The sequence below is a fragment of the Flavobacterium sp. HNIBRBA15423 genome, from assembly GCF_052655965.1.
In genome coordinates, this window is the sequence record NZ_CP199751.1 from 3,714,011 (window position 1) to 3,740,979 (window position 26,969).

The 26,969-nt window shown below is 30.0% G+C and carries 23 protein-coding genes; 11 read left to right on the plus strand and 12 right to left on the minus strand.

Annotation, left to right across the window (positions count from 1 at the left end; translation table 11 throughout):
• Positions 1-3: 3 nt before the first annotated feature.
• The 10 genes from ACULEV_RS16555 to ACULEV_RS16600 are packed head-to-tail and all read right to left on the minus strand — an operon-like array spanning position 4 to position 10,186.
• Complete coding sequence (locus tag ACULEV_RS16555; protein ID WP_445456154.1) at positions 4-3,267, minus strand: baseplate J/gp47 family protein; 3,264 nt, start codon at positions 3,265-3,267, stop codon at positions 4-6.
• A 9-nt stretch (positions 3,268-3,276) separates the two neighbouring features.
• Positions 3,277-3,696: a GPW/gp25 family protein gene (locus ACULEV_RS16560; RefSeq protein WP_445456155.1), complete on the minus strand. Its 420-nt coding sequence runs from the start codon at positions 3,694-3,696 to the stop codon at positions 3,277-3,279.
• Between the two features lie 12 nt (positions 3,697-3,708).
• Entirely contained in the window at positions 3,709-3,999 is a 291-nt protein-coding gene (locus tag ACULEV_RS16565) for a PAAR domain-containing protein (RefSeq protein WP_445456156.1), read from the minus strand.
• 1 nt (position 4,000) lies between these two features.
• Positions 4,001-5,683, minus strand: coding sequence for a phage baseplate assembly protein V (locus ACULEV_RS16570; protein ID WP_445456157.1), 1,683 nt, complete (start codon positions 5,681-5,683; stop codon positions 4,001-4,003).
• 7 nt (positions 5,684-5,690) lie between these two features.
• Positions 5,691-6,461: a CIS tube protein gene (locus tag ACULEV_RS16575; RefSeq protein ID WP_445456158.1), complete on the minus strand. Its 771-nt coding sequence runs from the start codon at positions 6,459-6,461 to the stop codon at positions 5,691-5,693.
• A complete protein-coding gene (locus ACULEV_RS16580; RefSeq protein ID WP_445456159.1) occupies positions 6,458-6,631 on the minus strand; it encodes a DUF5908 family protein in 174 nt (57 codons plus the stop codon). Before ACULEV_RS16580 ends, ACULEV_RS16575 begins: the two co-directional genes overlap by 4 nt.
• Before the next feature lie 9 nt (positions 6,632-6,640).
• Positions 6,641-7,099, minus strand: a complete 459-nt coding sequence (locus tag ACULEV_RS16585; RefSeq protein ID WP_445456160.1) for a phage tail protein — start codon at positions 7,097-7,099, stop codon at positions 6,641-6,643.
• Positions 7,100-7,104: 5 nt separating this feature from the next.
• On the minus strand, positions 7,105-7,545 hold the full coding sequence (locus ACULEV_RS16590) for a phage tail protein (RefSeq protein WP_140963423.1): 441 nt from the start codon (positions 7,543-7,545) through the stop codon (positions 7,105-7,107).
• A 31-nt stretch (positions 7,546-7,576) separates the two neighbouring features.
• Positions 7,577-9,493, minus strand: coding sequence for a phage tail sheath family protein (locus tag ACULEV_RS16595; protein WP_445456161.1), 1,917 nt, complete (start codon positions 9,491-9,493; stop codon positions 7,577-7,579).
• A 36-nt stretch (positions 9,494-9,529) separates the two neighbouring features.
• Positions 9,530-10,186, minus strand: a complete 657-nt coding sequence (locus tag ACULEV_RS16600; protein WP_445456162.1) for a Pvc16 family protein — start codon at positions 10,184-10,186, stop codon at positions 9,530-9,532.
• 278 nt (positions 10,187-10,464) lie between these two features.
• On the opposite strand from ACULEV_RS16600, the gene ACULEV_RS16605 reads away from it, so the two are divergent.
• The 9 genes from ACULEV_RS16605 (at position 10,465) to ACULEV_RS16645 (ending at position 19,421) form a co-directional block, all read left to right on the plus strand.
• Complete coding sequence (locus tag ACULEV_RS16605; protein WP_445456163.1) at positions 10,465-10,686, plus strand: helix-turn-helix domain-containing protein; 222 nt, start codon at positions 10,465-10,467, stop codon at positions 10,684-10,686.
• A gap of 2 nt (positions 10,687-10,688) precedes the next feature.
• Positions 10,689-11,945, plus strand: a complete 1,257-nt coding sequence (locus ACULEV_RS16610) for a DNA cytosine methyltransferase (RefSeq protein WP_445456164.1) — start codon at positions 10,689-10,691, stop codon at positions 11,943-11,945.
• A complete protein-coding gene (locus tag ACULEV_RS16615) occupies positions 11,942-13,741 on the plus strand; it encodes an McrB family protein (RefSeq protein WP_445456165.1) in 1,800 nt (599 codons plus the stop codon). Before ACULEV_RS16610 ends, ACULEV_RS16615 begins: the two co-directional genes overlap by 4 nt.
• Position 13,742: 1 nt before the next feature.
• A complete protein-coding gene (locus ACULEV_RS16620; RefSeq protein ID WP_445456166.1) occupies positions 13,743-15,425 on the plus strand; it encodes a hypothetical protein in 1,683 nt (560 codons plus the stop codon).
• Between the two features lie 357 nt (positions 15,426-15,782).
• Positions 15,783-16,559 carry an MlaE family ABC transporter permease gene (locus tag ACULEV_RS16625; protein ID WP_445456167.1) on the plus strand — a complete coding sequence of 259 codons (777 nt, stop codon included), beginning with the start codon at positions 15,783-15,785 and terminating at the stop codon, positions 16,557-16,559.
• A 13-nt stretch (positions 16,560-16,572) separates the two neighbouring features.
• On the plus strand, positions 16,573-17,346 hold the full coding sequence (locus ACULEV_RS16630) for an ABC transporter ATP-binding protein (RefSeq protein WP_445456168.1): 774 nt from the start codon (positions 16,573-16,575) through the stop codon (positions 17,344-17,346).
• Between the two features lie 21 nt (positions 17,347-17,367).
• A complete protein-coding gene (locus tag ACULEV_RS16635; protein ID WP_445456169.1) occupies positions 17,368-18,345 on the plus strand; it encodes an MlaD family protein in 978 nt (325 codons plus the stop codon).
• An 18-nt stretch (positions 18,346-18,363) separates the two neighbouring features.
• Positions 18,364-18,858 (plus strand): hypothetical protein, encoded by a 495-nt coding sequence (locus ACULEV_RS16640; protein ID WP_445456170.1) that lies wholly within the window; start codon positions 18,364-18,366, stop codon positions 18,856-18,858.
• A 71-nt stretch (positions 18,859-18,929) separates the two neighbouring features.
• A complete protein-coding gene (locus ACULEV_RS16645) occupies positions 18,930-19,421 on the plus strand; it encodes a nuclear transport factor 2 family protein (RefSeq protein ID WP_445456171.1) in 492 nt (163 codons plus the stop codon).
• Positions 19,422-19,426: 5 nt separating this feature from the next.
• Here the strand turns inward: ACULEV_RS16645 and ACULEV_RS16650 are convergent, their stop codons facing one another.
• Together ACULEV_RS16650 and ACULEV_RS16655 are read right to left on the minus strand one after the other, a co-directional pair.
• Positions 19,427-20,839, minus strand: coding sequence for a glycosyl hydrolase family 8 (locus tag ACULEV_RS16650; RefSeq protein ID WP_445456172.1), 1,413 nt, complete (start codon positions 20,837-20,839; stop codon positions 19,427-19,429).
• Between the two features lie 86 nt (positions 20,840-20,925).
• The gene (locus ACULEV_RS16655) at positions 20,926-21,876 is read right to left on the minus strand and encodes an NAD-dependent epimerase/dehydratase family protein (RefSeq protein WP_445456173.1); all 951 of its coding nucleotides are present in this window, start codon (positions 21,874-21,876) and stop codon (positions 20,926-20,928) included.
• Between the two features lie 154 nt (positions 21,877-22,030).
• On the opposite strand from ACULEV_RS16655, the gene ACULEV_RS16660 reads away from it, so the two are divergent.
• Positions 22,031-22,657: a hypothetical protein gene (locus ACULEV_RS16660; protein ID WP_445456174.1), complete on the plus strand. Its 627-nt coding sequence runs from the start codon at positions 22,031-22,033 to the stop codon at positions 22,655-22,657.
• 66 nt (positions 22,658-22,723) lie between these two features.
• Positions 22,724-26,032, plus strand: coding sequence for a transcription-repair coupling factor (mfd, locus tag ACULEV_RS16665; RefSeq protein ID WP_445458559.1), 3,309 nt, complete (start codon positions 22,724-22,726; stop codon positions 26,030-26,032).
• Positions 26,033-26,969 lie beyond the last annotated feature (937 nt).

The following is a 26,969-nucleotide window of genomic DNA, read 5'->3' on the forward strand; positions in this document are numbered from 1 at the left end:
TATTTATATTTCTGTAATTGAATGCGTTTCAGTGGGAATAAATAAAGTAAAATCGGATTGTGGTAAAATCTTATTTAGATTTTGAATGGCACTGCCTATAATTTCATTGTTTTCGTCTAATTTATATTGGACAACCTTAAAATCAGTGATATAATCTACATAGGTTTGATTGTCTAGCAATTGAATTATTGAGGAAAACTCTATTTCGTTAGCAAAATTGAAATCGTCTTCTTCATAGGCCCAAGGACTTAAATAATTATTAATTGTTTCCTTCAATTGGTCGATATACAATCGAGTATCCATACCTGGTGAATTGTGAAATTTCACCTTAAATTGTACCATTACTTTTTCTAATCTTGGTGGCTTTACGTTTATTCTTACTTGCGGAGAAGCTTTTTTATAAAGATGTTCTTTTATTAAAAGCATTTTATTCAAGCTTAAAAGTGGCTTCCATGTAATGTTCTCTGAAGCAGATGCTTTTGCAATAGGAATAAGTGTTACGTAACCTGCAGAAACATTGGATAAAGTAGTATCATATCGGTAATGATTCAAAGTTTTTAAGCGATACACTTCTGGAAATTCTTCAAGGACAATTCTTTCATAATCCCAGCTAGTAATAGCTTTATTTTTATGACGCAATCTCTCACTAGTTCTTATGTATAAAGCATCGTCTGTTTCTGCTATTCTGCCTAAAAAAGAATTGTACGGTTGTTTGATTTTTTTAACCCCATTTATAGCTTTATACGATTTAGTGATAGTTTCCTTTGGAGTATTTTCTAAAAATTGAGTACCTATTTTTTCAAAATCTACTAAAACCGCTTTAAAAGCTTGAACATGAATTCCTAAAAATTTACAGATGGCTTGCTTATTAGAAACCGATAGTCTGACCCAGAATAAATTTTCTGGTAAAACAGTATTTGTATTGGCTTTAAATTCTGGAACAGTAATACTAACTAAACCAGATTGCGTTAAGGAATAAGTTTCATCACCTAGTTCATTTTCTTGAAAATCTAACCATAGATTATTGCTTAAATACTGCCAAGAAATTACAGCAGGTTCTAGTAATGGATTTGCAGTTCCTTCTTCTAACTGTACTAAAAAATTTAATCCATTTTGAGGTTCTATAGTATCAAAACCAATATAAATGTAACCTTCATTAGTATTTAAAGTGGAGAAATGCAATGTTCCTTTTTCCTTTTTGGCAAACCCAAAAGGCACAACTTTAAAAATTTCAACTGGATTTTTTTCATTAGTTCTTGTGGCTAGATTAATGGTTTCTGAAACCTTATAATTAAAAACAAATTCTTTAATTCTAGGCTTATAAGGTAATGAGATACTATTTTTATTTTGACTGGCTAAAATATAATCTTCCATATATTTTTGACCGTTGTAAGCAGAATCTTCTAATTCAATTCTAAATTTCCCGTTAGAAACAATTTCATCAGTTGCTACTTCATCAAAATGATATTCTTTTAAAGGATAAGTATTGGTAATAGGGGTTAAGCTATCTGAATATTCTTTCCATTGCCCTTTATTTAAATGAAAAACAGTTACTTTATCATTTATCCAATTTATTTCTGATACATAGTGTATGTTAGCTTTTTCAAGCTCTTCTACTTGATTAGTAATTTCTGTTTGTTGTGAAATTTCATCTATAACTTTATTAGATCTTGTTTCAGCATGTGTTTTATCTGTTACTTTATTTCTTGCAGCAATGGCATTGTTTATAACAGAATTATTTAAAAGAGAGATAGTTTGAAATGTAGCAACTGCTTTATTCTTCATAAAAAACTCATTGGAACTTATATTCATTCCATTGCCGTTTTTTGGAAATTCCCCAAAAGGATAAAAAGGTTTCTCTATGTCAATAGTTCCAAAATCTGATTCTAAAACGAAAGATTTAAACTGATTTACTTCTACATCTAATTCAATTCTATTTATGGAAGTAAGAGTGTTTTTAGATTTTGGTATAATTTTCAAAACAGGAAATTGCGATTGCACTAAAAAGTCGGTGTGTAATTCCTTATTGAAAGGAATAATGGCTTTTTCAGTAGCTGGAATTGTTAGTTTTATAAAACCATTACTAGTTGCTTTTTGTGTAATTTCAATGGCTTCTTTCTCACCTGTTATATAGAAATTAAAATCATTTGCTTTGTAAGAAGTGCTGTTATTAAATTGCAAAGAGATAATTCTTTCGCCACTTTGTAAAAACAACAACGGACTGGCAATCATTATACCTTCTTTAAATTCTTCTTGATTACTAGCAAAAACATCAAAACTTTTTCCCGTTGCATTTACTTTTATTAAATCGGTTTTAAAGAAGTGATTGTCTTTTCTATAATGACTTAAAAAAGAGTTTAATTTAATTTGATTAATAGTTTGATCTGCTGTTGAGGCATAATATTTATTTTTCCCATTTCCGTTTTTACCCGCAGAAAAAATAGTGTCTTTTGGTAGTAAAAATGGCTTGGTGTTAAAAGGTTCTACCACTAAATGAACATAATCGGGCTGTGCATTTTTGTTTTGAATTTTTAAAACATCTTTGTAATAAAAATCCAAATGATTTTTAGTAAACTCATTAAATTTATCTTTAGCAACCGACAGTAATTTTAAGAAAGAAAGAAAAAGAGCATAATGTGGTGTGTGTTTTGAATAATTTTCTAACTGGTAAGCAACAGCTTTCTGTGAATAATTTTTCCAAGATAAAAGCAAACCAAAAAGTTGCTGGGTTGTTTTTAAAAACACATAATTTTTTAGTAGTGAAGTAATATTTGTTGTGGCATTAATTTGGTTAAAAACCGAAATAAATTGCGCTTTTATTGCATAAGAAGAAGCTACCAAACTTTCTTTTTCTATGATTTCGTCATCTAATGTTGCTGCTCTTTCTAAAAAATCCATAAAAGCAGTTTTTACTTCCTCGAAATACTCTAGTAATAAAACTTTTTGGGTTGCAAAATCGGTATTTATAAAAATTTCATTCTTTTTAACTTCAAAAGCATTTTCTAACATTTCAATATTCCAACTAGCAATATAAATAAGTATAGCAGTAGATTCCTTTTGAAAAAAGTTGGACCAATCTCCATCATTAGTATCAAATTCATTATAAAATTTTACATACTTAGAAAGACGCTGTACAAACAATAGAAAACTTTCTTCACTTCTTTCTTCTAAAAGAAAAAAACTGGTTTGTAAAGCCGGTCTTACTCGGTCTTTTTGCGTGGTTCCTATGCCTTCATGTATCGATAATATGGAATTACAATTTTTCATTTGTATGAATTATTTTTTTACAAACGTTCCTTCTTCTAAGTAATAAGGGAATACATAATTCTTTCTAGAATTTGTAGCTCTTATTTTATACGTTATTTCAATATTAATAATGCCTGCATTACTTTCGGTTTCCCCTGATGTAAAATCGACCTCTAACAAATCTATTCTAGGTTCATATTTTAGTATCGCATTTTCTATGATGCCTTTAATTTTGGTTAATAAAGTAACCGTGATACTTTCGTAAAGTAAAGCACTCAAATCGCAACCAAAATCAGATCGCATGATCCTTTCATTTATTTGAGTAGTCAATAATATTTGTAAACTTTGAAATATATCATCCTCATTGGTAACCATTTCAATAGTAGCCAACTGATTTTTAAATGTAGGTGGAAAACTCCAACCTGTTCCTAAAAATGATTTATCTTCCATGCCTTTATTTTTTTATCCTCCTATTATTACTGTAGGACAACCAGCAACCACAACACCTCCATGACCAGTTGCATCTCCCATTCTCACCGCTGGACTTCCTGCAATAAAAACAGAGGAAGAACCCACAGAAAGTGAATCGGGTGGTCCAGTGCAAACACAACTATCTCCTACAATGGATGCAGGCAAACCTCCTATTAATACACTACTATTTGCACCAGGAATTAAAGGACCACCTACATGTGGAACAGTTCCTGTTGTCATAGGACATGTGTGCATATCTGTAATTCTTGCTGCTGCTGCCATTTTAATTTAAATTTATCATTGTTCCTTTTAAAATCATATTGCCACTTCCTTCAGCATTAATATTAATACCTTCTACTTTTATATTGCCTTTTGCTTTCATGTTTAAATCCTTACAACTCTCTATTGTAATACCTTGATCATTCATAGTGATTTTATTTTTATTTTCATCTTCTAAAACAAATCCCTTCAAATCATCACTAATCAGTAATTTATTGCCTTTTTTAGTACTTACTTCTATACTTTTTTTCTCATCATCCATTAGGATGCGTGTTCCTTCTTTGGTAACAAATCCTTTTTTATAATTGTTTTCTTCAATAGGATAAGGCATCGCTTTGTTACTACTGTATAAACTACCCAAGATTATAGGAGTGTCTGGATTATTATTTAAGCAACCCACAATAACCTCATCATTGATACTAGGAATAAAATAACTTCCCATATCGCTAGAAGCATTTAAAGTGCCTAATCTTGCCCAAACACCCTCACCACTACTTGACAGTTGGGGAATTCTTACTTTAATTCGAAATTGATTATTAGGATCTTCGATAATCTTAGTAACAATTCCTATTTGTAAGCCATTTACAGTATTTGTTTGACCAATTTCTGCATGAGTATTATTTACACCAGATGTGGTATTTTGAGTAAACGATCTTTCGCTTTCTAAACCATACATATATTCTGTTTTCCAACAGCCATTTTGAATACTATGTTCTTCTTGTGTAATTAATAAGACTTCATCATTAATTTGAGTATTTACTTTAGTAAAAGTTATATAGTCTCCAGATTTAGCTAGTAAATTACCAAATGTGGTTACCTTTCCTGTTATGGCAGCCAGATTACTTTTTGCTATGATAGTATCTGCAACTCTTTGTAAAGTAGCCTCTTGCAATTGTGTTTCACTTAATCGAACGGTATGCGGATTATCTGGAGTACTTTGAGAAGCTGAGACAGTTACCGTTTCTTGATTTTCGATGTCCCAGCGTTCAATTGTTACAGCCGATTTTCTTCTTTCTGCATCTAAACGTCCTGTAAAAGCAAAAACATTAATACCGTTCTCTGCTACATAAATAGGCTCACTTTCAGGCTGTAGAATATCAATCCCTACAAACTCACTATTTCGTAAAGCCACCATCATACCAATAGAATCTAAAAACCCAATTAGGTAATCCCAAGGAACTGTAGTATTATTATGAGTAATTTCTTCTTCTCCCCAGGATTGACCCTGTAAATTGTCACTTAAAATTAAATTGGTAGTATAATTCGTTAACTTTTCTTCAAAAGTTTGATTGTTATTCTCCTCTTCTGTGGAAGATTGAGACAATCGTAAAGCCACATCTTTACACTCAATTTTGGCAACTACCATACAATTTTCATATTGTTGATCTAACGATTTTATAACCCCTTTGAAAAGAGTTTCCATGGCACCTTCAAAACTAATTTTCACCTCTATTTCAAGAGGAGGATCTGTGGGTTCATGGTGTAATGCATGTAAAGGAGAATCATCATTGTCTTCAAAATCTTCTTCAGCAGTAGCGAAAGTAAATTTGGCAAACGGAATTTTATTCAACTCAAAGTGCACCTTTGCTTCTGTTAACAAAGTATCTAATCCAGTAATTTCACCATTAATGGTAAATTCTAGTTTTAGTAACGTGTCAGAAGGAAAAAAAGGCTTTACTGTTGGCATTACAATATTATTTAATTGGTGGGAATTTTATTTTTTGACCAAAATCAATCTGTCTAAAACTCAATAGTTTATTATTCTTAGCCACATCGATATAAAAAGTATTATTTTGATAAATCGATTCTGATAGTAAGGCTAAGTTATCATTCATCTTAAAGGTTCTTTCATGTGTTAAATCGGGCGAGTTTTTATTCTCTTTGGCAACCATTAACTTATAATCAATAGTTCCTTTAAAAACACATCTTACTTTAGCACGAATAGGTCTTCCATCTTTTCGAAAAAGCGTGTATTCGATATCCATACTTTTTAAGCGACAGCTTAAACTATAACCACCCCAAAGCAATTTTAAATAAGCCGTTTGATGCGTTTCACCATCATAGCCCATTAACAGATTTTTGAACTCTTCCACTTCTTTTTCTACCGTTTCTACTTCACCAAAAGGATTTACTATCGCTGGCTTTAAAGCATTAGCAATATCACCTACGGCATCTAATAGCGATTCTTCACCTTTTCCATCTTTAATTTTTCCTGGAGGAACAATACCCGAACTATCAAAAAAGAATTCAAAATTCACTTCTTCACCTTCAATTCTATTAAAGCGTAAATCGGTTCCAGAAGTACCCATGGCCTGATTCTCACAAAACTCGACATTATGTCTCATGGAATATTTTTCAGGATTTAACTGAACAAAAATGGTTTTCTTAGGTGGTTCCGCATATTCTTTTGTTGGAAAAACCTCTATGCGCATTTTATCTATTATTCCTAAAAGTCCTAGTATCATCTTTCCGATTTTTCTTTAATTTTTTCTAATACTTTTGAAGTGCATTCATTCACAATGGAAGCCTTTAACTCTTGCCATTTTACAGTTCCTATCTTCTCTGTAAAAGGAGTAGTTTCATTGTTTTCAACAACAGTCACTTTGATTCGTAATTCTTTAATTTCTATAGCCATATTGGTAGATTAAAACCCTGGAATAGGGATTTCTTTATAAAAATTGTAACGTAGCGTCATGGTTTCGATTACTATTTTATTTTCTTCCGCATTAAAATCGCTAACCTCATAACTTAGAGGAATAGCGTGCGATACGTACCAAACTTTAATAGGATTTCCATTTTCATTTAAAAGTGAAATCACCAAATTAGCTGGGTAAAAAATAAAATCTTCTAAGGCCTGATTACACCACATGGCTACTCCCGACAAATCAGAAGTCAAACTCCGTTTTAAAACTAAATCTTGATATCCTGAACGAACCGGAAAACTGTGTTTAAAACGATTTTGTCCCCCTTCTGTATAGGATTCTGTTTCCATAGTAGCTTTTAACCCATTCACACTTTGAAATTTAGTATCAATAGAAAATTGAGGGACTAATTCAAAAATGACTGAAAAGTGAAAACCTACTATAGGAGTATTACTTGGCATAATAATTAGCTTTTAAACAATACATCTACACCATGATTAGCCACTTCAACAGTATCAATGGCAGCTTCATTTGCATCCGATTTTAGATCAGTACATTTTAAAGAAACAATAAAACAGTCTTTAACAGTCCACACCACTTTTGGTTGTTGATTCTCATCCAAAAGTGAAATTGTAATGGTTCTTTTTTCAACTGTGTTTTGAGCTACTGTATTGTACCAATCATAAAATTCATTATCCCCTAAGAAAACACCTCTTTTTAAAGTTATGTTACTCAACTTTTGCATCCCTGGCATTTTTTCTTTATAAAAATTAGGGCTAGAACCCACACGGTGCTCTATAACATCCATTTCCTTGTTTAAACCTGAAACTTCAGTAAAAGCGATTTTACTTCCTCCCCATTGCACACTAAAGTGAAATTTTGGTAGCGGAAAATTTGTATTTGGCATATCGTTATATTTTAAAGTTAAACACTATTTATTATGATTTTTGTTGCATTTGTTTGAATTCAAGGATAATGAATTCCGCTGGTCTAGAAGGAGCATAACCTACTTTAACAATCATTCTTCCTTCTAAAATATCTTGAGCCGACATGGTTTCATTTAAACCAATGGAAACAAAAAAAGCATGTTCCGTTTTACTGCCTGCTAAAGCCCCATCTTTCCATAAGGTTGCTAAATAATTATCTATCATTCCTTTTACACTAACCCACGTTAACGACACGTTAGGTTCAAAAACAAACTGCATACACGCTTTTTTAACCGACTCTTCAATCATGTTAGCCAATCGTCGTACATTTACATAGCGCCAATCATTAGAATTTCCAGCTAAAGTTCTTCCTCCCCAAACTAAAAATCCTTTTCCAGTAAACTTTCTTATCGCATTAATCGATTTTCCTGTTTCATGAATATTCATGTCTTCTTGGTTCGCATCATTAATATCATCGGTTAAACCAATAATTCCATTTATACTAACGTTTGCTGGAGATTTCCAAACCCCTCTTGTTGCATCAGTTTTGGCATAAATACCGGCTATAGCTCCTGAAGGTGGAACGGTATTCATAGAAACAGCTAGTTTAGCTACAATTTCTGCATACAATGGCATATTAGCAATTAAAGTAGTTTCTTGTTGTTCAATATAGTTTTCAATAGATGTCATTCCACTATTCATAGCAGCAAGAATACCAGTTCTTAACTTATCTAATGCTAATTGAATTTTGTTTAAATCTGCCTCTAATGGTGTACTAGTTTCTAATAAACCTGTATAAGGATTAGGTGCAGAAACCGCTAGTGTTCCCCATATAGCTTCAAAATCGGCAGCAATTATAGTGGCACTTATCAGTTTCCCACCAATAAAAACAGCATTAGTTGCAGGATCTTTCAAAGTATTATAAACGGCTTTGAAATCTATTAAACTTTGCAAATAAGGACGCAATGAAGTAGCAATAACATTTTCAACATATTTTTTCAAATCACTATCTGAAATAGTTGATGTTTTGCCTAGTTTTCCTAATAGATTAACTAATTTTAAAAAATAAGCATTGGTATTTGTAAAATCATTTGCTATAACTACCTTATCCTTAGTAGATTGAAAAGATGCTTCATTCCATTGGTACACTATACCTTTAACTGCTGTAGGTTTATATACAATATCATATTGCGTTTTAAACTTTGTTATTAGAGGCAATACAACTGGATCAGATGCATAAATACTAGCAAAATTAACTTGTGCATCAATTTTACTAAATCTAAACTTATAACTAGCATTTACTTGTAAATCGGGATAATAACTAGCACCATATTTAAGGTTCATATTACCCACTTTATCCCTAAAGCTTTCGCTACTTGCAATTAAATTACTTTTGTTAACTTCAGTAATAGGTTTAACATCAAATATTGAAAATCGATCCATTAAATCGCTACATTGCAGTAACATTTGTTGTTGAAGTGCCGCTAGATTATCTGCCGATAAATTCACAGCATCTGGAGACAACAATAAAGTAGGCTCATCAAAATTTCTTAATAAATTCAATCCTGTTATAAAATCATCTGAAGAAGCAAATGTAGGATTGCTTGAGAATTGCCCAATTGATACAATGTAACATACACCACCTCCATTAGCATAAAACAAATTCAAACTATTATATAACTTAAATTTACTTTCTGCTACTTCATAAATATTGGAACCCATATTTATAGTTATGTTATCTGGACTAGGTGCACTTCCAAAAATTTGTTGAAATTCAAGTAAAGAGGAAATTCGTACAGGCACAGAAGGGCCTTTTTCGGTATACCCTATAAAAGCAGGAATTGCAGTGGCAACTTGTGCTACAGAAGGTGGAAATGCATCAATCTCGTTGATATATACTCCGGGTGTTTTAAGAGAACTTACATTCATGACATTTTTATTTATTGTTTATATTCTATTCACTTTTTAATTTTCAAATTCACCAGTTTCTAAAAGACCTATTGGATTATTCTTATCATTTTCCCATAGATTAATTTTAACCTTCTTAATTACTTTTTCTTCAATTGTGGTCTCATTTTGAATCATAAACAATCGCATTTTATACAAAGCAGAAGGCATATATTTAGAACCTAAATAAGACCACATTTGGTTTAATTGCTCCATAGACAAACTCACAAACTCCATAGTAATTTTGTAATAATCCTGTTGTGCTACTTCATTTTTTGCTAAAAAACTAGCATAATCGAGTAGCTCAGAATCATCATTTTTATAATAAAAAGACTTGTTTTGTTGAAAATATTGAACAATCGTTTTAAGTTTATCTATACCATCTAAGTATTTAGATAAATCTTTATTATAAGAGCTAAATAATAAGGAAATAATAAGATGTTGAGTTGGCTGGTTGTATCGCGATATATTTTGATCATCTGCAAGACCTAGATAAACCGACTGATTTTTTTGTGTTTTATCCTCTTCGATATTAACGATAGATAAAATAATAGGCGATTTAGATTCCAAAAAGTCGTCACCATCATTAAGAGTAGCAATGTTAGTAACATTGATTATTTCTTCCTGTGGATCAATTAATTTACTTAATTGTTCTATAACTACTTTTAAATCCATGTGGTTTTGTTTGCTTTGTTTGTTTGAAATTCAAATACAACAAACCGCCTGTTATTGTAAATGAATACACAAATTAACTAACAAATAATCAAATACTTACAAGGAAATATACTAGAATTAAAAGGGGATTTTTCCCTGTTTTACGAAAGGGGTTTTTCCTGTTTTAAGAGACATATAAAAACGTAGAAATTCTTTTCAAAATATTGTTAACAACTAACTAGTCCTTGCTTACAATTGTAGGCGGGTCAATTGTAAGCATAAAATTAATTTTAAAGGTTATGAATATTAAAGTAAAGTTTGGTCAAAAAGTAAAATCACTTAGAGAACAAAAAGCCTTATCTATAGAGCAATTGGCAAATATTTCTGATGTAGATAGAAATTACATTTCTGATATAGAAAAAGGAAAAAGAAATGTTTCAATAGAAATAATTGAAAAAATAATAATTGGTTTAGAAAGTGATTTTTCAACATTTTTTAACGACAAAGAATTTAAGAAATGAAAATGAAAGAGGAAATATCAATTGACGAATTTGATGGTAAAAAATTTAAAATTCGATTTGTTGAAGAAGAAGATAATAGAAAAGCTGTAATAACACATTATCTTCATAATTATCATAATGGTGTAAAAAAACATTATGAAAAAGAAGCAATTGAATATTTAAATCAAATTGTTAGATACAAAAATGAAGAAGAGGAATTAAACTATGTTTCTGATGTTGCACTTCAACAATTACTTTTTGAAGTTGAAAATGTACCTTTTCCAACACCTGAAAACTATACTTTTAAATTTATAGATTTATTTGCTGGAATTGGTGGTTTTAGATTAGCATTACAAAATCTTGGAGGTAAATGTGTTTTTACAAGTGAATGGGATGAATACGCAAAAAAAACCTACAGAGCTAATTTTGGAGAAACACCTTTTGGTGATATAACAAAAGAATCTACAAAATCATTTATACCTGATAATTTTAATGTGCTTTGTGGAGGGTTTCCATGTCAACCTTTTTCAAATGCAGGATTAAAAAAAGGATTTGAAGATACCCGTGGAACATTATTTTTTGATGTTGCAGATATAATTAATAGAAAAAAGGAAAATGGCAATCCTATTGATATAATATTTTTAGAAAATGTTAAGGGTTTAAAGAATCATGATAAAGGAAAAACTTTAAAAACAATAGTTAAAACTTTAAATACTTTAGGTTATGAGGTGAAAACTGAAACTTTAAATTCTAGGAATTTTGGTATTCCTCAAAATAGAGAAAGAATTTTTATTGTAGCTTGGTTAAAAAATAAAAATAAAGATTTTAATTTTCCATTAGGCATTAATGAGAAAGAAGAAATTATTTATAAAAAAGAAGATTTAATTAATATTAAAACAACAAAAGTTAGAGATATATTAATTAAAAATCCAGAGGAAAAATATACAATTTCGGATAAATTATATGCTGGTCATATTAGAAGAAGAAAAGAACATAAAGAAAAAGGTAATGGTTTTGGTTTTTCTTCAGTCAACGAAAATTCTCAATACACAAGTACAATTTCTGCTCGTTATTACAAAGATGGAAGCGAAATATTAATAGAACAAAAAGATTTAAATCCTAGAAAACTTACTCCAAGAGAAGCTGCTAATTTACAAGGTTATCCAAGTAAGTATATAATTCCGGTTTCTGATAATCAAGCCTACAAACAATTTGGCAATAGTGTTTCAGTTCCAGTTATTCAGGCAGTTTTCAATGAAATTAAAAAACAATTACTATGAATAAAGATTTATATGATTTTCTAAATCAAAAATCAATTGAAAGCCCTTTTAAATCAAGCCTAAGCGAAAGAGGTGGTTATATAACATTCAGTAATTCTGGTCAAAGAGGCAGTGTAAAATATTTCTCTTTAGGGCTAGATTCTTTGATAAATACATTAAGTGATATTTTAGAAAATTTAAATGAATTTTCATCACATCAAAATTACATTGAGGGTGAGTGGAGAGATTTAGGAAATCAATATTATACGGATGGCACTTCAAATGCTATGGCTACAGTTCAAACTAAGCCGTTGTTCTCTACTTTAAGTAAATTAATTGTTTGGGCAAATAATCCAGCTTTAGATGATATTAATACTGATCAAAAAATAGTTTTAGAAGAGAAATTAATAAAAAACACAATTCTTAAGCTTGACGAATTAGCAGATAAATTTAAACCTAAAGAGGTTATTCTTGAAAAAAAAGTTATTCTTAAAAAGCAAAAACTAAAATGGATAATTTTTAATACTTTCAAATATCTGCTTACAAGTTATGATGAAGAAATTATTACTAAAGGTCTTAAAGAAAAAGAAAGTAAAATAAATGATACTATTTACAAAGGTTTTTATTTGCCGATATATTTTGGAACTGACAATTTATTTGGAGTTTTTGAAAATGAACAATTCAAAGAAAATTTAAAATCAAGTAATACTGAAAGATATTTTGATGAAAATATTAATATTTTTAAAAATAATTTTTCATATTTCACAACTCAGTGGAGTGATGTAGAAGGAACTGGATTGACTTTAAATAATTTTAATAATTACTTAAGAGAAATTTCAGATAATCAATTAGAAATAATAAGGGAAGATAAATTATACTCTTTGATTTTTAAAAACAATAAAAAATCTCCTTTAAAGGAAACAGAACAAAAAATATATTATGGTGCTCCAGGAACTGGAAAATCACATAAAGTAGAACAAACTTTAAAAGATGTTGATGCTGATTTTTATGAAAGAATAACATTTCACCCAGAATTTGATAACGCTTCGTTTATTGGAAGTTACAGACCAAAATCTGTTGATGGTAAAATAAATTATGAATTTGTTCCACAATCCTTTACAAATATCTACGTAAAAGCTTGGAATGATTTAGATAATCAATATTATTTAGTTATTGAAGAAATTAACAGAGGAAATTGTGCAGAAATATTTGGAGATATTTTTCAACTTTTAGATAGAAAGAGTAATTATACTGTTTCGGCTTCTAATGAATTAAAAGAACATTTACACAAAGTTCTTATTAATAAAGATGGAATTAGTAATGGATTAAAACTTCCGCCAAATCTTTCTATTTATGCCACAATGAATACTTCTGACCAATCACTCTTTCCAATGGATAGTGCTTTCAAAAGGCGTTGGGATTGGGAATACATTCCAATTTGTTATGATGATGTTCCGGAAAACGAGTCATTTGAATACAAAGTTAAAATTGATGAAACAACTTATTTTAAATGGATTGATTTTATCAAAAATGTAAATGCAGTAATAAAAACAAACCAAAACCTTGGAATGGATAAATGCATTGGAAACTATTTTATTAAATCTGATTCAAAAGAAATAGCTTTAAATGAGTTTATAAATAAAGCTATTTTCTATTTATGGAATGATGTTTTTAAAGATGAAGATAGTTCTGATTCTATTTTTGAAAAAGGAACTTCTTATGAAGATTTTTTTCCAATTAATATAAATGGAAGAAATGAAGTTATAAAGATTCTAGAAGCTTTAAAAATAGAAACTATTGTAAAAGCAACGATCTAAAATGAAAATTCTAATTGAAGGCGAAGATTATTCAATTGACAACTTAACTTCTGTTTTTGACGATCCTAAATTTTACAATCAAAACGGAAGTCTTGGCAAAATAATTTCGGTAGGATATTATCATTCTTTTGAAAAAAAGGAACTGGTTTATATGTTGCCTAAAGTCTTTATGAAAGATAACCAAGAAACTGTTTTTGGCATCTCTATAAATGATTTATTTGATATTAAAAAATTAGAAATAAAACATAATGAAGATTACAAATGGATCCGTCAATTATTAGTTTATTTCTACAATAGTCTCACTGAATATAAAAGAAGAATTAAAAACACTTCAATTATTGAATCTTCATTAGTTTTCGAGTTAAACACCAATCTTGGAGATTTAGAATATTCTTATTTGGACTTACTCTTAAGCTTTGCGAATTTTTATAAAAAGAACAAAAACACCATTCTGTATAAGCATATTGAATATAAATCCAGCCAAGTAAAGAAACCTAAATGGGATAAAACCATTAGAAAATCGTTGCCAATACTTTCATCAAACAACACACCAATCTATCTTGAAATAAACAATAAAAAGAAAGTTGTAAATTCAGAAGAAGAACTCTTAACTTATTTTTTTTCAATATTAAATCATTTTAATAAAGAGCATCAACTTCATCTTAAAATTGATCCTAGTTACAATCTTATCAAAGGGGAAAGTTTTGAGAAATTACAAAAAAACGGCTTATCAAAATTAAAGAGGATAAAGTATCGTTATTTCTCTGATATTTTAAAGCGAATGTATGTTTTGTGTGAGTTATATTTTTCTAAAACGGATACAAGTAGTAGTAAAAAGAAGAAAGAAGAATTTATATCAGTAAGAAACTATAACCTAGTTTTTGAAGATATGATTGATAAGCTGTTTTCAGACAAATTAGATGAAAAGAAAGAAGTTGATAGCATTTCGTTAGACGAATTAAAATACAATGAAGATGGTAAAATAATTGATCATATTTTTGATTATAAATCATTAATAGACACTTCCGATATTTTCTACATTGGAGATTCTAAATATTATAAATCAGGAAATGAAGCTGGGAAATTATCCAAATACAAACAATTTACTTATGCTAAAAATGTTATTCAATTTAATATTGATTTACTAAACAATAATGATGTTTATAAAGAGAATATTAGATACAGAGATGAAATAACAGAAGGCTATAATATTACTCCAAATTTCTTTATTTATGGGTACATAGAAAATGTTCACGATTTTGAAAAACATTCGTTAAAATATAAAAAAGAAATTCCTATAAAATCCTTTCATTTTGTAGATAGATTATTTGATAGGGATACTCTTTTTGTCCATCAATATCAAATAAATTTCCTTTATGTTTTAAAATCTTATTCTGCATTTAGCGAAACTAAAATTAAAAATTTTAGAGATAAAACGAAACTAGAGTTTAGAAATGAATTTATAAAATTCTTTAATAATTCAACTATTTCAAAATTTGAACTCTATGAAAAAGAACTAACCAATGATGAGGCAACACTTTTAGTAGAAAATAATTTTAAACTTTTAAATGGTAAATGTTTTTATTCACACAATAAAAAATTAATTGTTGCTAAACATTTATACGATGATTCATTATTATCTTTTATAGAATCCAATTCATTCTTACCAAAAATTTTACTATAATCTTAAAATTGTCTTATAGTTATTTTAGGACGGGTCAAAATAACCATTACTTCATCCTTACTTGCTTCTTACTCCCAATCAAAGGTTAATCAAAGGTTAATCAAAGGTTAGGATACTAGGAACAAATAGTATGCAAGCAGTAAATCAAAAACCATAAACAACAAAATCTTTTTTCACCCTACAAAAACCACCTATCTACAATAAACTAATTAGGAAATCATAGCGTGTTTCTACAACAAGTTAGCCACTAAACTAACATTTATCATAAAAACTTGTGTTTTAAATTCTTAACTTTTAACTTTATAAAAAAGAAAAAAACCTAGTAAAATCTTCTTTTAAAAATTGAAAATTTAATTCATGGAACAAAACAACTCAATAAGCATAAGAATTAAAGCTTTCTTTATAGAAATAGGAGAAATAACCTATTTTTCAAATCGGTTTTTTTTAGAATTCTTTAGCAAGCCTTTTGAATGGAGAGAATTGTTACGACAATGCTACAACATGGGAAACAAGTCTTTGTTATTAGTAATCATAACAAACTTTATCATTGGCTTAGTATTAACCTTGCAAACAAGACCTACTCTACAAGAATTTGGAGCTGTATCTTGGATGCCATCTATGGTAAGCATTTCTATCATAAGAGAAATTGGTCCTATCATTACCGCTCTAATATGTGCTGGTCGAATAGGTTCAGGCATTGGTGCAGAATTAGGTTCCATGCGAGTAACCGAACAAATAGATGCTATGGAAGTCTCTGGCACTAATCCTTTTAAATTTTTAATCGTTACACGAATAACTGCCACCACGCTTATGTTGCCTTTATTAGTCATTTTTGGTGATGTAGTGGCTTTAGTGGGTTCATTTATAGTAGAAAACTTAAAAGACGATGTTTCCTTTGTTCTCTATTTCAACCAAGTATTCAATGCTATAGAATTTAGCGATTTAATGCCTGCTACTATTAAAACTTTCTTTTTTGGATATGCTATAGGACTCGTAGGCTGTTTTAAAGGCTACAATAGTAAAAAAGGAACTGTTGGAGTAGGCATAGCTGCTAATTCGGCAGTAGTTTTTACCTCCATGCTCTTGTTTGTTATCGATTTTATTGCTGTATTTATAACCGATATTTTCATATAAACACCTAAAAAATATGCTCACAGAAAATACACTAAATACGATACAAACTAATGAATCGAAACCCATTTTAAAGGTTCAAAATCTAAACAAATCCTTTGGAGGAAATCAGGTTTTAAACAACTTTAACCTGGAATTATTTGAAGGAGAAAACTTGGTCATAATGGGAAAATCAGGTTCTGGAAAATCGGTCATGGTGAAGTGTCTTATTGGTTTAATCCAACCTGATTCGGGCAGTATTACCATTATGGGTGAAGATATTACCCAACTTTCGCAAACTAAATTAGATGAATTGCGAACAGAAATTGGGTTTTTATTTCAAGGAAGTGCTTTGTACGATTCTATGACAGTAAGAGAAAATCTCGAATTCCCTTTAAGAAGACATAAAAAGAAATTTGGTGAAAATGTCGATACCACTTCACTAGTAGAAAAAGCACTAGAAAGCGTGGGTTTACTAAAAGCTATCGATTTAATGCCTGCAGAACTTTCAGGTGGAATGCAAAGAAGAGTAGCATTGGCTAGAGCCTTAATTTTAAAACCAAAAATAATTATCTATGACGAACCCACAAGTGGATTAGACCCTATAACTGCCAAAGAAATTATTGAATTAATGAGAAACATTCAACAAGAATACAAAACCTCATCCATTATAATTACTCATGATGTAGATTGTGCCAGAGTAATTGCCAATAGAATGGTTCTATTAATTGATGGAACTAATTATATAGAAGGAAAATTTACCGATTTAGAAAAATCAAAAGATGAAAAAATAAGAGCTTTTTTCAAATAACAAAATAAGAAACCATTGAGTATGAAAAAAACAGCAAATGAAAAATTACGATTAGGGCTATTTGTTATAATTGGTTTACTACTATTTACAGCAGGAGTTTACCTCATCGGTCAGCGTCAAAACATGTTTGGCAAAAGCATAGAAATTAGTGCCCAATTTAATAATACAAACGGTTTGCAAAAAGGAAATAATGTAAGATATTCAGGAATAAATGTGGGTATTGTAAAAGACATTACCATGCTTAACGATTCGGTTATTAAAGTCGATTTACTTATCGAAGAAAAAATGATACAACACATTAAAAAAGATGCCATTGCAACCATTAGCACAGACGGACTTGTAGGAAATATGATTGTTAACATTATTCCTGGAAAAGGAGAACAAACACCTGTAAAACAAGGAGATTTTATAAAGTCCTACACAAAAATTGGCACAGCTGATATGCTGAATACATTAAGTGTTACCAATGAAAATGCCGCTTTACTAACGGTAGATTTATTAAAAATAACCAATGCCATTAACAAGGAAAAAGGACCATTAGGAATGCTTATTAATGATAGTGTTATTTCAAATGATATTAAACAAATTGTTACCAATTTAAAACAAACCAGTTATGAAACCTCTAAAACAATCCGATCATTAAATGGCATTATCTCCTCCATAAATTTAGACAAAAGTGTAGCTGGTGTATTATTAAATGATACATTACAAGCCAAAAAAATGAAAACGATTATTGCCAATTTAGAAATTACAAGCCAAAATATTAATACAACGATTGATAGTTTAAATAAAACGATTGCCAATGTTAAAAATGGAAAAGGAGCCATCAATTACCTTTCTAATGACAAAGAATTTGTGGAAAATTTAGACCAAACCATTAAAAATTTAAATGAAGGAACCGATAAATTCAATCAAAACATGGAAGCTTTGAAACATAATTTCTTGTTTAGAGGTTATTTTAGAAAATTAGAAAGGCAAAAGAAAAATGAAAAACAATAATTTGTAATTCCTTAAAAAATGAAAACGGAACACTTGGAAGAACGTGTAAACGATTATAAAAAATCGATTGAAATTGTAATACAAAAGAAAATATTTTGGAAACAAAAAACTAGAACTATTTTATTAGAAACACTAAACAGCATCGTTACACAATACAATATTGGTTGGCAAGTTCAAGAATTAAATTGGATCCAAAGTAACGAAGCCATTAATATCACTTTTGATTCTTTTCCACCAGAACTTATGGAAAAAACAAATCTTATTGCTTCGTACCAATTCATTCAAGGTGGTTCTTTAGTTTTTTCCCAATCTTACAGTGGAGATGTTCATGTTATTATTCTATTTCCAATAGTAGAAGACACATCCATTGAAAACAGTTCAATAGAATTAGGAATATTTAAACCCGAAGAGATTACCGAAAAATTTATTATTGAACGAGTTGACGAATTTTTAAAACAAATGATTCAATGGGAAGTGCCTAATTTAAAAACAAAATTAGGATTTCAGTCCTAATTCCCTTTGAATTTCATCCGCTTCATTTGAATAATTCAGGCTACTTTTATACATTTATAAAAACTTACTCTATGAAAAAAATCATCTTACTTTTTTGCATTACTACTCTTGCTATCGCTCAAAATAACGAGAAAGAAAAAACGGCAATAAATAGTCTATTAGACAATTGGCATAAAGCGGCTTCCCAAGCTAATTTTGATACTTATTTCAATGCTATGGCAGAAGAATCGATTTTCATAGGTACAGATGCTACAGAAAACTGGGATAAAAAAGCATTTATTGCTTTTGCAAAACCTTATTTCGATAAAGGAAAAGCATGGAACTTTACACCATTAGAACGTCATATTTTCTTCGCAAAAGATGGTAAAACAGCTTGGTTTGATGAATTATTAAACACACAAATGAAAATTTGCAGAGGAAGTGGTGTTCTAGTAAAAGAAAACAAAGAATGGAAAATAATACACTATGTTTTATCGATGACTATTCCAAATGACACTTCTAATGAGGTTATAAAAATTAAAGCACCCATTGAGGATGCTTTAATAGAAGATTATGAAAAATAATTATTTTAATTAATTACTATTTTTTTAAATGTTTGCTTGTCTTCACTTGTTATTTTTAAAAAATACAATCCAGAAGATTGAGCACTCATATCGATAGCACTTGACAAACTAGTGGTGTGTTTTTCTAAAACCACTTTACCGTGTACATCTAAAACACTTACTTTAGAAGCCAAAGGAGCCGATAAAGTAAAAATACCCGATGTAGGATTTGGATAAACCGTAACTTCTAATTCATTAGAAACAAAATTAGTATTAGAAAGTGTAGCATTTGAAGGCAAATAAAAATTCCCTGTCAATAAAAATTGGTACAACGTTTTTAAAGTTTGATTAAAATAAGCATTGGGCTCATTAAGATTTTTTAAATCGGTATAAGAAGCATCCAAATGAGCCTGATCTTCTCCAGCCATAGCTGCACAAGCAAAAGCGCCCACAAAAGTAGCATTATGCCACTGTCCTGTTACACTTCCATTTTGATTATAGCCATCCACAATATTAGCAGTACCACCAAGATTTACCCTTACAAAATCAGAACATTTTTTAGCATAGATTTTAGCCTCATTATTGCCATACCATACATAATCAACAGCAATTCTCCAAGGTGTTCTAGCTGCATCATAGTAATAAGTATGACCTTGTGCATGATAACCACCACTTTGACTAGAATAAGCCCCAGATTCTTGACACCAATCAGAAACCAAACCTCCTACAGCATTATTTTGCGTTAAATTATTAGTAATCATCGTGTGACATTTACTAGCAACACTATTCCAAAAAGCAGTGTCATTTGTAAAAACGCCAAAAGCTCTAAAATAACCAGGAGCAAAATAAGATGGATTTGTTAATTGACTTCCTCCAAACATATCACCTGGTTTTAACACATAAGTATTGGCTTCTACTTCATGTGTTTTTATAGCAGCAATTAATGCTTCAGCATCTGCTCTATAATTAATTGTTCCACTACTTCCCCATTGGTAATCCGCAACAATTAAAGCCATTGCTGCGTCTACTTCAGCATCTGTAGCTCCATTTTGACCTATTGTTCCAGAACAACCACTAATTTTCCAGTTCATCACACCATTAGAATTGCGGTTGTCTTTGTAATAGTTCCAAAGCCCGTCAAAAGTAACTTTATCTGCTTTATAAACCGTTAGTAACATGCCATATCCAATTCCTTCTGATACCGTTTCTCCTGGATTGTCAAATTTTACTCTAAAACGACCATTGGAACAAGCTTCAATAAAATTGGTTTTCCAAATATCATAACTACTTGTTGCATCCGCATCATTTTTATTAGTAGCCATTAAACCATTAGAGAAGGTAACGTTTGCAGGAAAAGGTTGTGTTTGTGCGCAAATGCTATTAAATGAAATAGCGATTGCCAGCGCAGAAATGCGCTTCAAGTGTAAAAATAAATTCATTTTGTTGTTTTTTTGTTTGTTTATGCTTAAAGAACTACAAAATGATTTTTTTAGTATGTAAATTATTAAAAAAGAGCGTTATTTAACTAATAAATATTTTTAGTAAGCATTTCAAACATTTCCACAGTCATATTTTCAATTGTGTAATCATTCTCCCAACCCCAATCTGCTCTTGCTATGCTATCATCTATGCTTTCTGGCCAGCTATCTGCAATTTTTTGTCTAAAATCAGGATCATAATCAATTGTAAAATCAGGATAGTGTTTTTTAATTTCTTCCGCTATTTCTTTAGGTGTAAAACTCATAGCTGCTAAATTATAGGAAGAACGTATTTTTATTTGCTCTTTTGGAGCTTGCATAATACTTATGGTAGCTTTAATAGCATCATCCATATACATCATAGGCAATCTTGTGTTTTCAGATAAAAAACTAGTAAATTTTCCTTCAGTAATTGCTTTGTGATAAATATCAACAGCATAATCAGTAGTTCCTCCTCCAGGTTCTGTACTCCAACTAATTAATCCAGGATAGCGAATGCTTCTAACATCTACACCATATTGCTTGTTATAATACTCACACCATCTTTCTCCAGTTTGTTTTGATATTCCATAAACCGTAGTAGGTTCCATAATGGTATACTGTGGAGTATTGTGTGAAGGAGTTGTAGGTCCAAAAACAGCAATACTAGAAGGCCAAAATATTTTTTTAATCTTTTCTGCTTTAGCTAAATTTAAAACGTGAAAAAGAGAATTCATATTCAAATCCCATGCAAAAGCAGGGTTTTTTTCGGCTGTAGCCGAAAGCAAAGCTGCCATTAAATACACATCAGTAATTTCATATTTTTCAATCAAATGTTCAATCTGATTGTAATCTAAAGCATTCACAACTTCAAATATACCGTTGTTCACAACATCATTTTCTAGTTTTCTTATATCTGAAGCAACTACATTATCTACTCCATAAGTTGCTCTTAATTTAGCTGTAAGCTCTGTGCCTATTTGTCCACAAGCTCCTATTATTAAAACTTTTGTATCCATGCTTTAAATGAAATTAATGAACAAATATAAGGTTTTCGTAAGGATGAATTATTTATTTTAATTAAATTATTTCTAGTGGCAAATGTTAAGAAAACATATAAATAAATTTTACTTTAAACAAACATTAGTATTTTTGTTCTAATTATAAATGAAAATGAAATACATAGTAACACTATTTATCCTTTTTTTAAGTTTAATTTCTTGCAATGATTATTCAGAACAAAATGAAAAATCTTTAAAATTAGCAGAAAAGAAAGAAGCCGTTTTTAAAAACATATCCAAAAAATGGTTGTTTATTTTTCCAGAAGCAAAACCAGAAGTAAACAAAACCATTGAAAACTGGAATGAATGGGAACAGTTTAAAAGAGAACTTCAAGAAAAGCCAAAGACATCTTTACTTGCTTTTCAGTTAAAAGTAAAAACCGTTTCTAAAAAATCGGATAGTTTAAGTTTAACTGTTCCTGAAAGTTTCAACATTCCTCAAGTGAGAAGTCGTTTAGTTACTTTAAATACCAAAATCAAATCATTAGATACTTATATCCATTTGGATGAAATTCCAGAAAAAAGAGTACTAAAATTAATTACTGAAATTAACGAAGAAATAAAAGGAGTTTATACGCAATGGAACGAAATTATCATAAAAAAAGCCATTCCAAAAGAAGTAGGAGAAGATGATATGATTCGAGCATTAGATACTACTCGATTAGCCAATAAAAAGTTTCAAGAGAAAGTGATAGAAGATGAAAAAAATCAACAACTTGAACAAAAAGATTCTATTTAATTTTAAACATACAAACAAGACTTGAAAGCTTCTGAAATAATCCAAAAATATGAGAAACAGCCAAAAATTTCTCAAATTTCTGAATGTATCTTAAATCGAAAAAAGGTAAATGTAACTGGACTCATAGGATCATCGTTTTCATTTGTCATTCATGCCATTTTTAAAAAATCGGAATTGCCTTTTTTATTACTTTTTAATGATAAAGAAGAAGCTGCTTATTATTTGAACGATTTAGAACAATTAATAAACGATCAAGATGTGTTGTTTTATCCGGGTTCATACAGAAGACCTTATCAAATTGAAGAAACAGATAATGCCAATGTACTTCTTAGAGCCGAAGTTTTAAACCGAATTAATTCTAGAAAAAAACCAGCTATCATTGTTTCTTATGTAGATGCAATTTTCGAAAAAGTAGTTACTCGTAGAGAATTAGAAAAAAACACACTAAAACTTAGTGTAAACGACAAGGTTTCTATCGATTTTATTAATGAAACGCTATTTGAATACAACTTTAAAAGAGTAGATTTTGTTACCGAACCAGGAGAATTTTCAGTTCGTGGTGGAATTGTGGATGTTTTCTCTTTTTCCAATGATCATCCATATCGTATTGAGTTTTTTGGTAACGAAGTAGATAGTATAAGAAGTTTTGATGTAGAAACGCAATTATCAGTTGAAAAACTGAAAAAAATTAGTATTATACCAAATGTTGAAAACAAACTTTTAGAAGAAAATAGAGAAAGTTTTTTAGATTACATCAACGAAAAAACAGTACTATTTATACAAAATACAGAAGCACTAGGACAGCAATTAAATAAATTATTTGAGAAAGCAAATGAAGCTTTTGGCAAACTCTCTACTGATATTAAACATGCCAAACCAGAAGAATTATTTGTAAACGAAAAACAGTTTTTACACAAAGCTTTAGACTTTTCAATAGTAGAATTACATACAAAACCGCTTTTTAAATCAGAAAAAAAAATTGAATTTCATATTCAACCTCAACCATCTTTTAATAAACAATTTGACTTACTATTGAATAATTTGAGTGATAATCATGCTAACCATATCACCAATTATTTATTTTGTTCCAATGATAATCAAGCGGCTCGTTTTCATGATATTTTTGAAGATATCGATTCGGAACAACATGAAACCACTCGCAAGCAATACAAAACTATTGTTTTTCCTTTGTTCCAAGGCTTTATAGACGAAGAATTACAAGTAGCTTGCTATACAGATCATCAAATTTTTGAGCGTTATCATAAATTTAGCATTAAAAATGGCTATTCTAAAAAACAAACCATTACCTTAAAAGAACTAACTTCTTTATCTGTTGGCGATTATGTAACACACATCGATCATGGAATAGGTAAATTTGGTGGTTTACAAAAAATTGATGTAGAAGGTAAAAAACAAGAAGCTATAAAACTAGTTTACGCCGATAATGATATCGTTTATGTAAGTATTCATTCCTTACACAAAGTATCAAAATACAATGGCAAAGACGGTGCTCCTCCTAAAATATACAAATTAGGAAGTAATGCATGGAAAGCTTTAAAACAAAAAACAAAAGCACGTGTAAAACACATTGCGTTTAATCTAATTCAATTATATGCCAAAAGAAAACTAGAAAAAGGATATGCTTATGCACCAGATAGTTATTTGCAAAAAGAATTAGAAAGTTCATTCATTTATGAAGACACTCCAGATCAAGTTACTGCCACTCATGATGTAAAAATGGATATGGAAAGTGACAAACCAATGGATCGATTGGTCTGTGGAGATGTAGGCTTTGGAAAAACAGAAGTAGCTATTCGAGCTGCTTTTAAAGCCGTTGATAACAGTAAACAAGTGGCTATTTTGGTGCCAACAACTATTTTGGCTTACCAACATTACAGAACCTTTTCGGAGCGCTTAAAAGACTTGCCAGTAACTGTAGGTTATTTAAATCGTTTTAGAACTGCCAAGCAAAAAAAAGAAACCTTAGAACAACTTGAAGAAGGGAAATTAGATATTCTTATTGGCACACACCAATTAGTAAATAAAAATGTAAAGTTTAAAGATTTAGGTTTATTAATTATTGACGAAGAACAAAAATTTGGAGTTAATGTAAAAGATAAATTAAAAACTATCTCCGAAACGGTAGATACATTAACTCTTACAGCAACACCTATTCCTAGAACACTGCAATTTTCTTTAATGGCAGCGAGAGATTTATCGGTGATTACAACTCCTCCACCAAATCGTTATCCTATAGAAACACAAGTGGTCTCTTTTAATGAAGAAATTATTAGAGATGCTATCTCTTATGAAATTGAACGTGGTGGTCAAGTATTTTTTATTAATAATCGAATAGAAAATATTAAAGAAGTAGCTGGAATGATACAACGATTAGTTCCTGGAGCAAAAGTAGGAATAGGTCATGGTCAAATGGATGGAAAAAAGCTAGAAGAATTAATGCTCGCTTTTATGGAAGGAGAATTTGATGTATTAGTAGCTACAACTATTATTGAAAGTGGTTTAGATGTTCCCAATGCTAATACTATTTTTATTAATAATGCAAATAATTTTGGATTATCCGATTTACATCAAATGCGTGGTCGTGTGGGAAGAAGTAATAAAAAAGCATTTTGTTATTTTATAACACCTCCTTACTCTGTTATGACTGAAGATGCTAGAAAACGTATTCAGGCTTTGGAGCAATTTAGTGAATTAGGTAGCGGATTTAATATAGCTATGAAAGATTTGGAAATTCGTGGAGCTGGTGATTTATTAGGAGGAGAACAAAGTGGTTTCATTAATGAAATAGGTTTTGACACCTACCAAAAAATCATGAATGAAGCTATTGAAGAATTAAAAGAAAATGAATTTGCTGATTTATATCCTCAGGATAATGATGTAGAAACCAAAGAATTTGTAAAAGATATTCAAATTGATACGGATTTTGAAATTCTTTTTCCAGATGAATATATCAATAATATTACGGAACGCTTAAACTTATACAATGAATTAAGTTTTATAAAAGATGAAACCACATTAGAACGATTTGAACAAAAATTAATAGATCGTTTTGGAGCCTTGCCAAAACCAGCAGTTGCTTTACTTAATAGTGTGCGTTTAAAATGGAGAGCTACTGCAATTGGTTTAGAAAAAATAGTAATTAAGCAAGGTAAAATGATTGGTTATTTTATTAGTGACCAACAAAGTAACTTCTATCAGAGTAATCGTTTTATGAAAGTAGTACAATTTGTACAACAAAATGGAAACATTTGTAAAATGAAAGAAAAACAAACTAAAAGTGGATTGCGTTTACTACTAACTTTTGATAACGTAAAAACGATTAATAAAGCTTTAGAACTTATTTCTAAGATATGAAAAAAGCCGAAGTGTTTACTTCGGCTTTTAGATTTTTTCTCGAGTAGAAAAAATTACTGCTATTAACCACTACAAATATACGGATTAGTATTGTTAAGTTAATTACAACTTTTCTGCCTTTCTTGTTAAAGTTTTGCTTCTTTAAATGTCTTTCATGACTTTTTGGTATAAAAAAAGGTCGAACTGAGATGATTCGACCTTTTAATTTTTACCCTTTTCCTTAATTTGGAAAATTTACTGCTATTAACTAACACCAAAGATACGCTCCTCTGATGTTAAGTTGGATACAATTTTTTTGCCTTTCTTGTTAAAGTTTTTTGCGCTTATTTTTAAGCATAAAAAAAGGCCGAAAATGAGAAATTCGGCCTAATAATTTTTACCCTTTCCTTAATTTGGAAAAATTACTGCTATTAACTAATGCAAATATACAACTACTCAATGTTAAGTTGTACACAAGTTTTCTGCCGTTTTTGTTAAAGTTTTGTCTTACAAATATTTTTTAAAATGAAAAAAGCCGAAGTGAATACTTCGGCTTTTAAACTTTTTCTCGAGTAGAAAAAATTACTGCTATTAACCATTACAAATATACGACCAATCAATGTCAAGTTGGATACAGCTTTTTTGCCGTTTTTGTTAAAGTTTTGTCTTACAAATATTTTTTAAAATGAAAAAAGCCGAAGTGAATCTCCGGCTTTTAAACTTTTTCTCGAGTAGAAAAAATTACTGCTATTAACCATTACAAATATACGACCACCCAATGTCAAGTTGGATACAACTTTTTTGCCGTTTTTGTTAAAGTTTTATCTTACAAATATTTTTTAAAATGAAAAAAGCCGAAGTGAATACTCCGGCTTTTAAACTTTTTCTCGAGTAGAAAAAATTACTGCTATTAACCATTACAAATATACGACTACTCAATGTCAAGTTGGATACAGCT

Coding starts and splice junctions, on each gene's coding strand:
- ACULEV_RS16555 (WP_445456154.1), bottom strand. CDS start 3,267: ATGAAAAATTGTAATTCCATATTATCGATACATGAAGGCATAGGAACC.
- ACULEV_RS16560 (WP_445456155.1), bottom strand. CDS start 3,696: ATGGAAGATAAATCATTTTTAGGAACAGGTTGGAGTTTTCCACCTACA.
- ACULEV_RS16565 (WP_445456156.1), bottom strand. CDS start 3,999: ATGGCAGCAGCAGCAAGAATTACAGATATGCACACATGTCCTATGACA.
- ACULEV_RS16570 (WP_445456157.1), bottom strand. CDS start 5,683: ATGCCAACAGTAAAGCCTTTTTTTCCTTCTGACACGTTACTAAAACTA.
- ACULEV_RS16575 (WP_445456158.1), bottom strand. CDS start 6,461: ATGATACTAGGACTTTTAGGAATAATAGATAAAATGCGCATAGAGGTT.
- ACULEV_RS16580 (WP_445456159.1), bottom strand. CDS start 6,631: ATGGCTATAGAAATTAAAGAATTACGAATCAAAGTGACTGTTGTTGAA.
- ACULEV_RS16585 (WP_445456160.1), bottom strand. CDS start 7,099: ATGCCAAGTAATACTCCTATAGTAGGTTTTCACTTTTCAGTCATTTTT.
- ACULEV_RS16590 (WP_140963423.1), bottom strand. CDS start 7,545: ATGCCAAATACAAATTTTCCGCTACCAAAATTTCACTTTAGTGTGCAA.
- ACULEV_RS16595 (WP_445456161.1), bottom strand. CDS start 9,493: ATGAATGTAAGTTCTCTTAAAACACCCGGAGTATATATCAACGAGATT.
- ACULEV_RS16600 (WP_445456162.1), bottom strand. CDS start 10,186: ATGGATTTAAAAGTAGTTATAGAACAATTAAGTAAATTAATTGATCCA.
- ACULEV_RS16605 (WP_445456163.1), top strand. CDS start 10,465: ATGAATATTAAAGTAAAGTTTGGTCAAAAAGTAAAATCACTTAGAGAA.
- ACULEV_RS16610 (WP_445456164.1), top strand. CDS start 10,689: ATGAAAGAGGAAATATCAATTGACGAATTTGATGGTAAAAAATTTAAA.
- ACULEV_RS16615 (WP_445456165.1), top strand. CDS start 11,942: ATGAATAAAGATTTATATGATTTTCTAAATCAAAAATCAATTGAAAGC.
- ACULEV_RS16620 (WP_445456166.1), top strand. CDS start 13,743: ATGAAAATTCTAATTGAAGGCGAAGATTATTCAATTGACAACTTAACT.
- ACULEV_RS16625 (WP_445456167.1), top strand. CDS start 15,783: ATGGAACAAAACAACTCAATAAGCATAAGAATTAAAGCTTTCTTTATA.
- ACULEV_RS16630 (WP_445456168.1), top strand. CDS start 16,573: ATGCTCACAGAAAATACACTAAATACGATACAAACTAATGAATCGAAA.
- ACULEV_RS16635 (WP_445456169.1), top strand. CDS start 17,368: ATGAAAAAAACAGCAAATGAAAAATTACGATTAGGGCTATTTGTTATA.
- ACULEV_RS16640 (WP_445456170.1), top strand. CDS start 18,364: ATGAAAACGGAACACTTGGAAGAACGTGTAAACGATTATAAAAAATCG.
- ACULEV_RS16645 (WP_445456171.1), top strand. CDS start 18,930: ATGAAAAAAATCATCTTACTTTTTTGCATTACTACTCTTGCTATCGCT.
- ACULEV_RS16650 (WP_445456172.1), bottom strand. CDS start 20,839: ATGAATTTATTTTTACACTTGAAGCGCATTTCTGCGCTGGCAATCGCT.
- ACULEV_RS16655 (WP_445456173.1), bottom strand. CDS start 21,876: ATGGATACAAAAGTTTTAATAATAGGAGCTTGTGGACAAATAGGCACA.
- ACULEV_RS16660 (WP_445456174.1), top strand. CDS start 22,031: ATGAAATACATAGTAACACTATTTATCCTTTTTTTAAGTTTAATTTCT.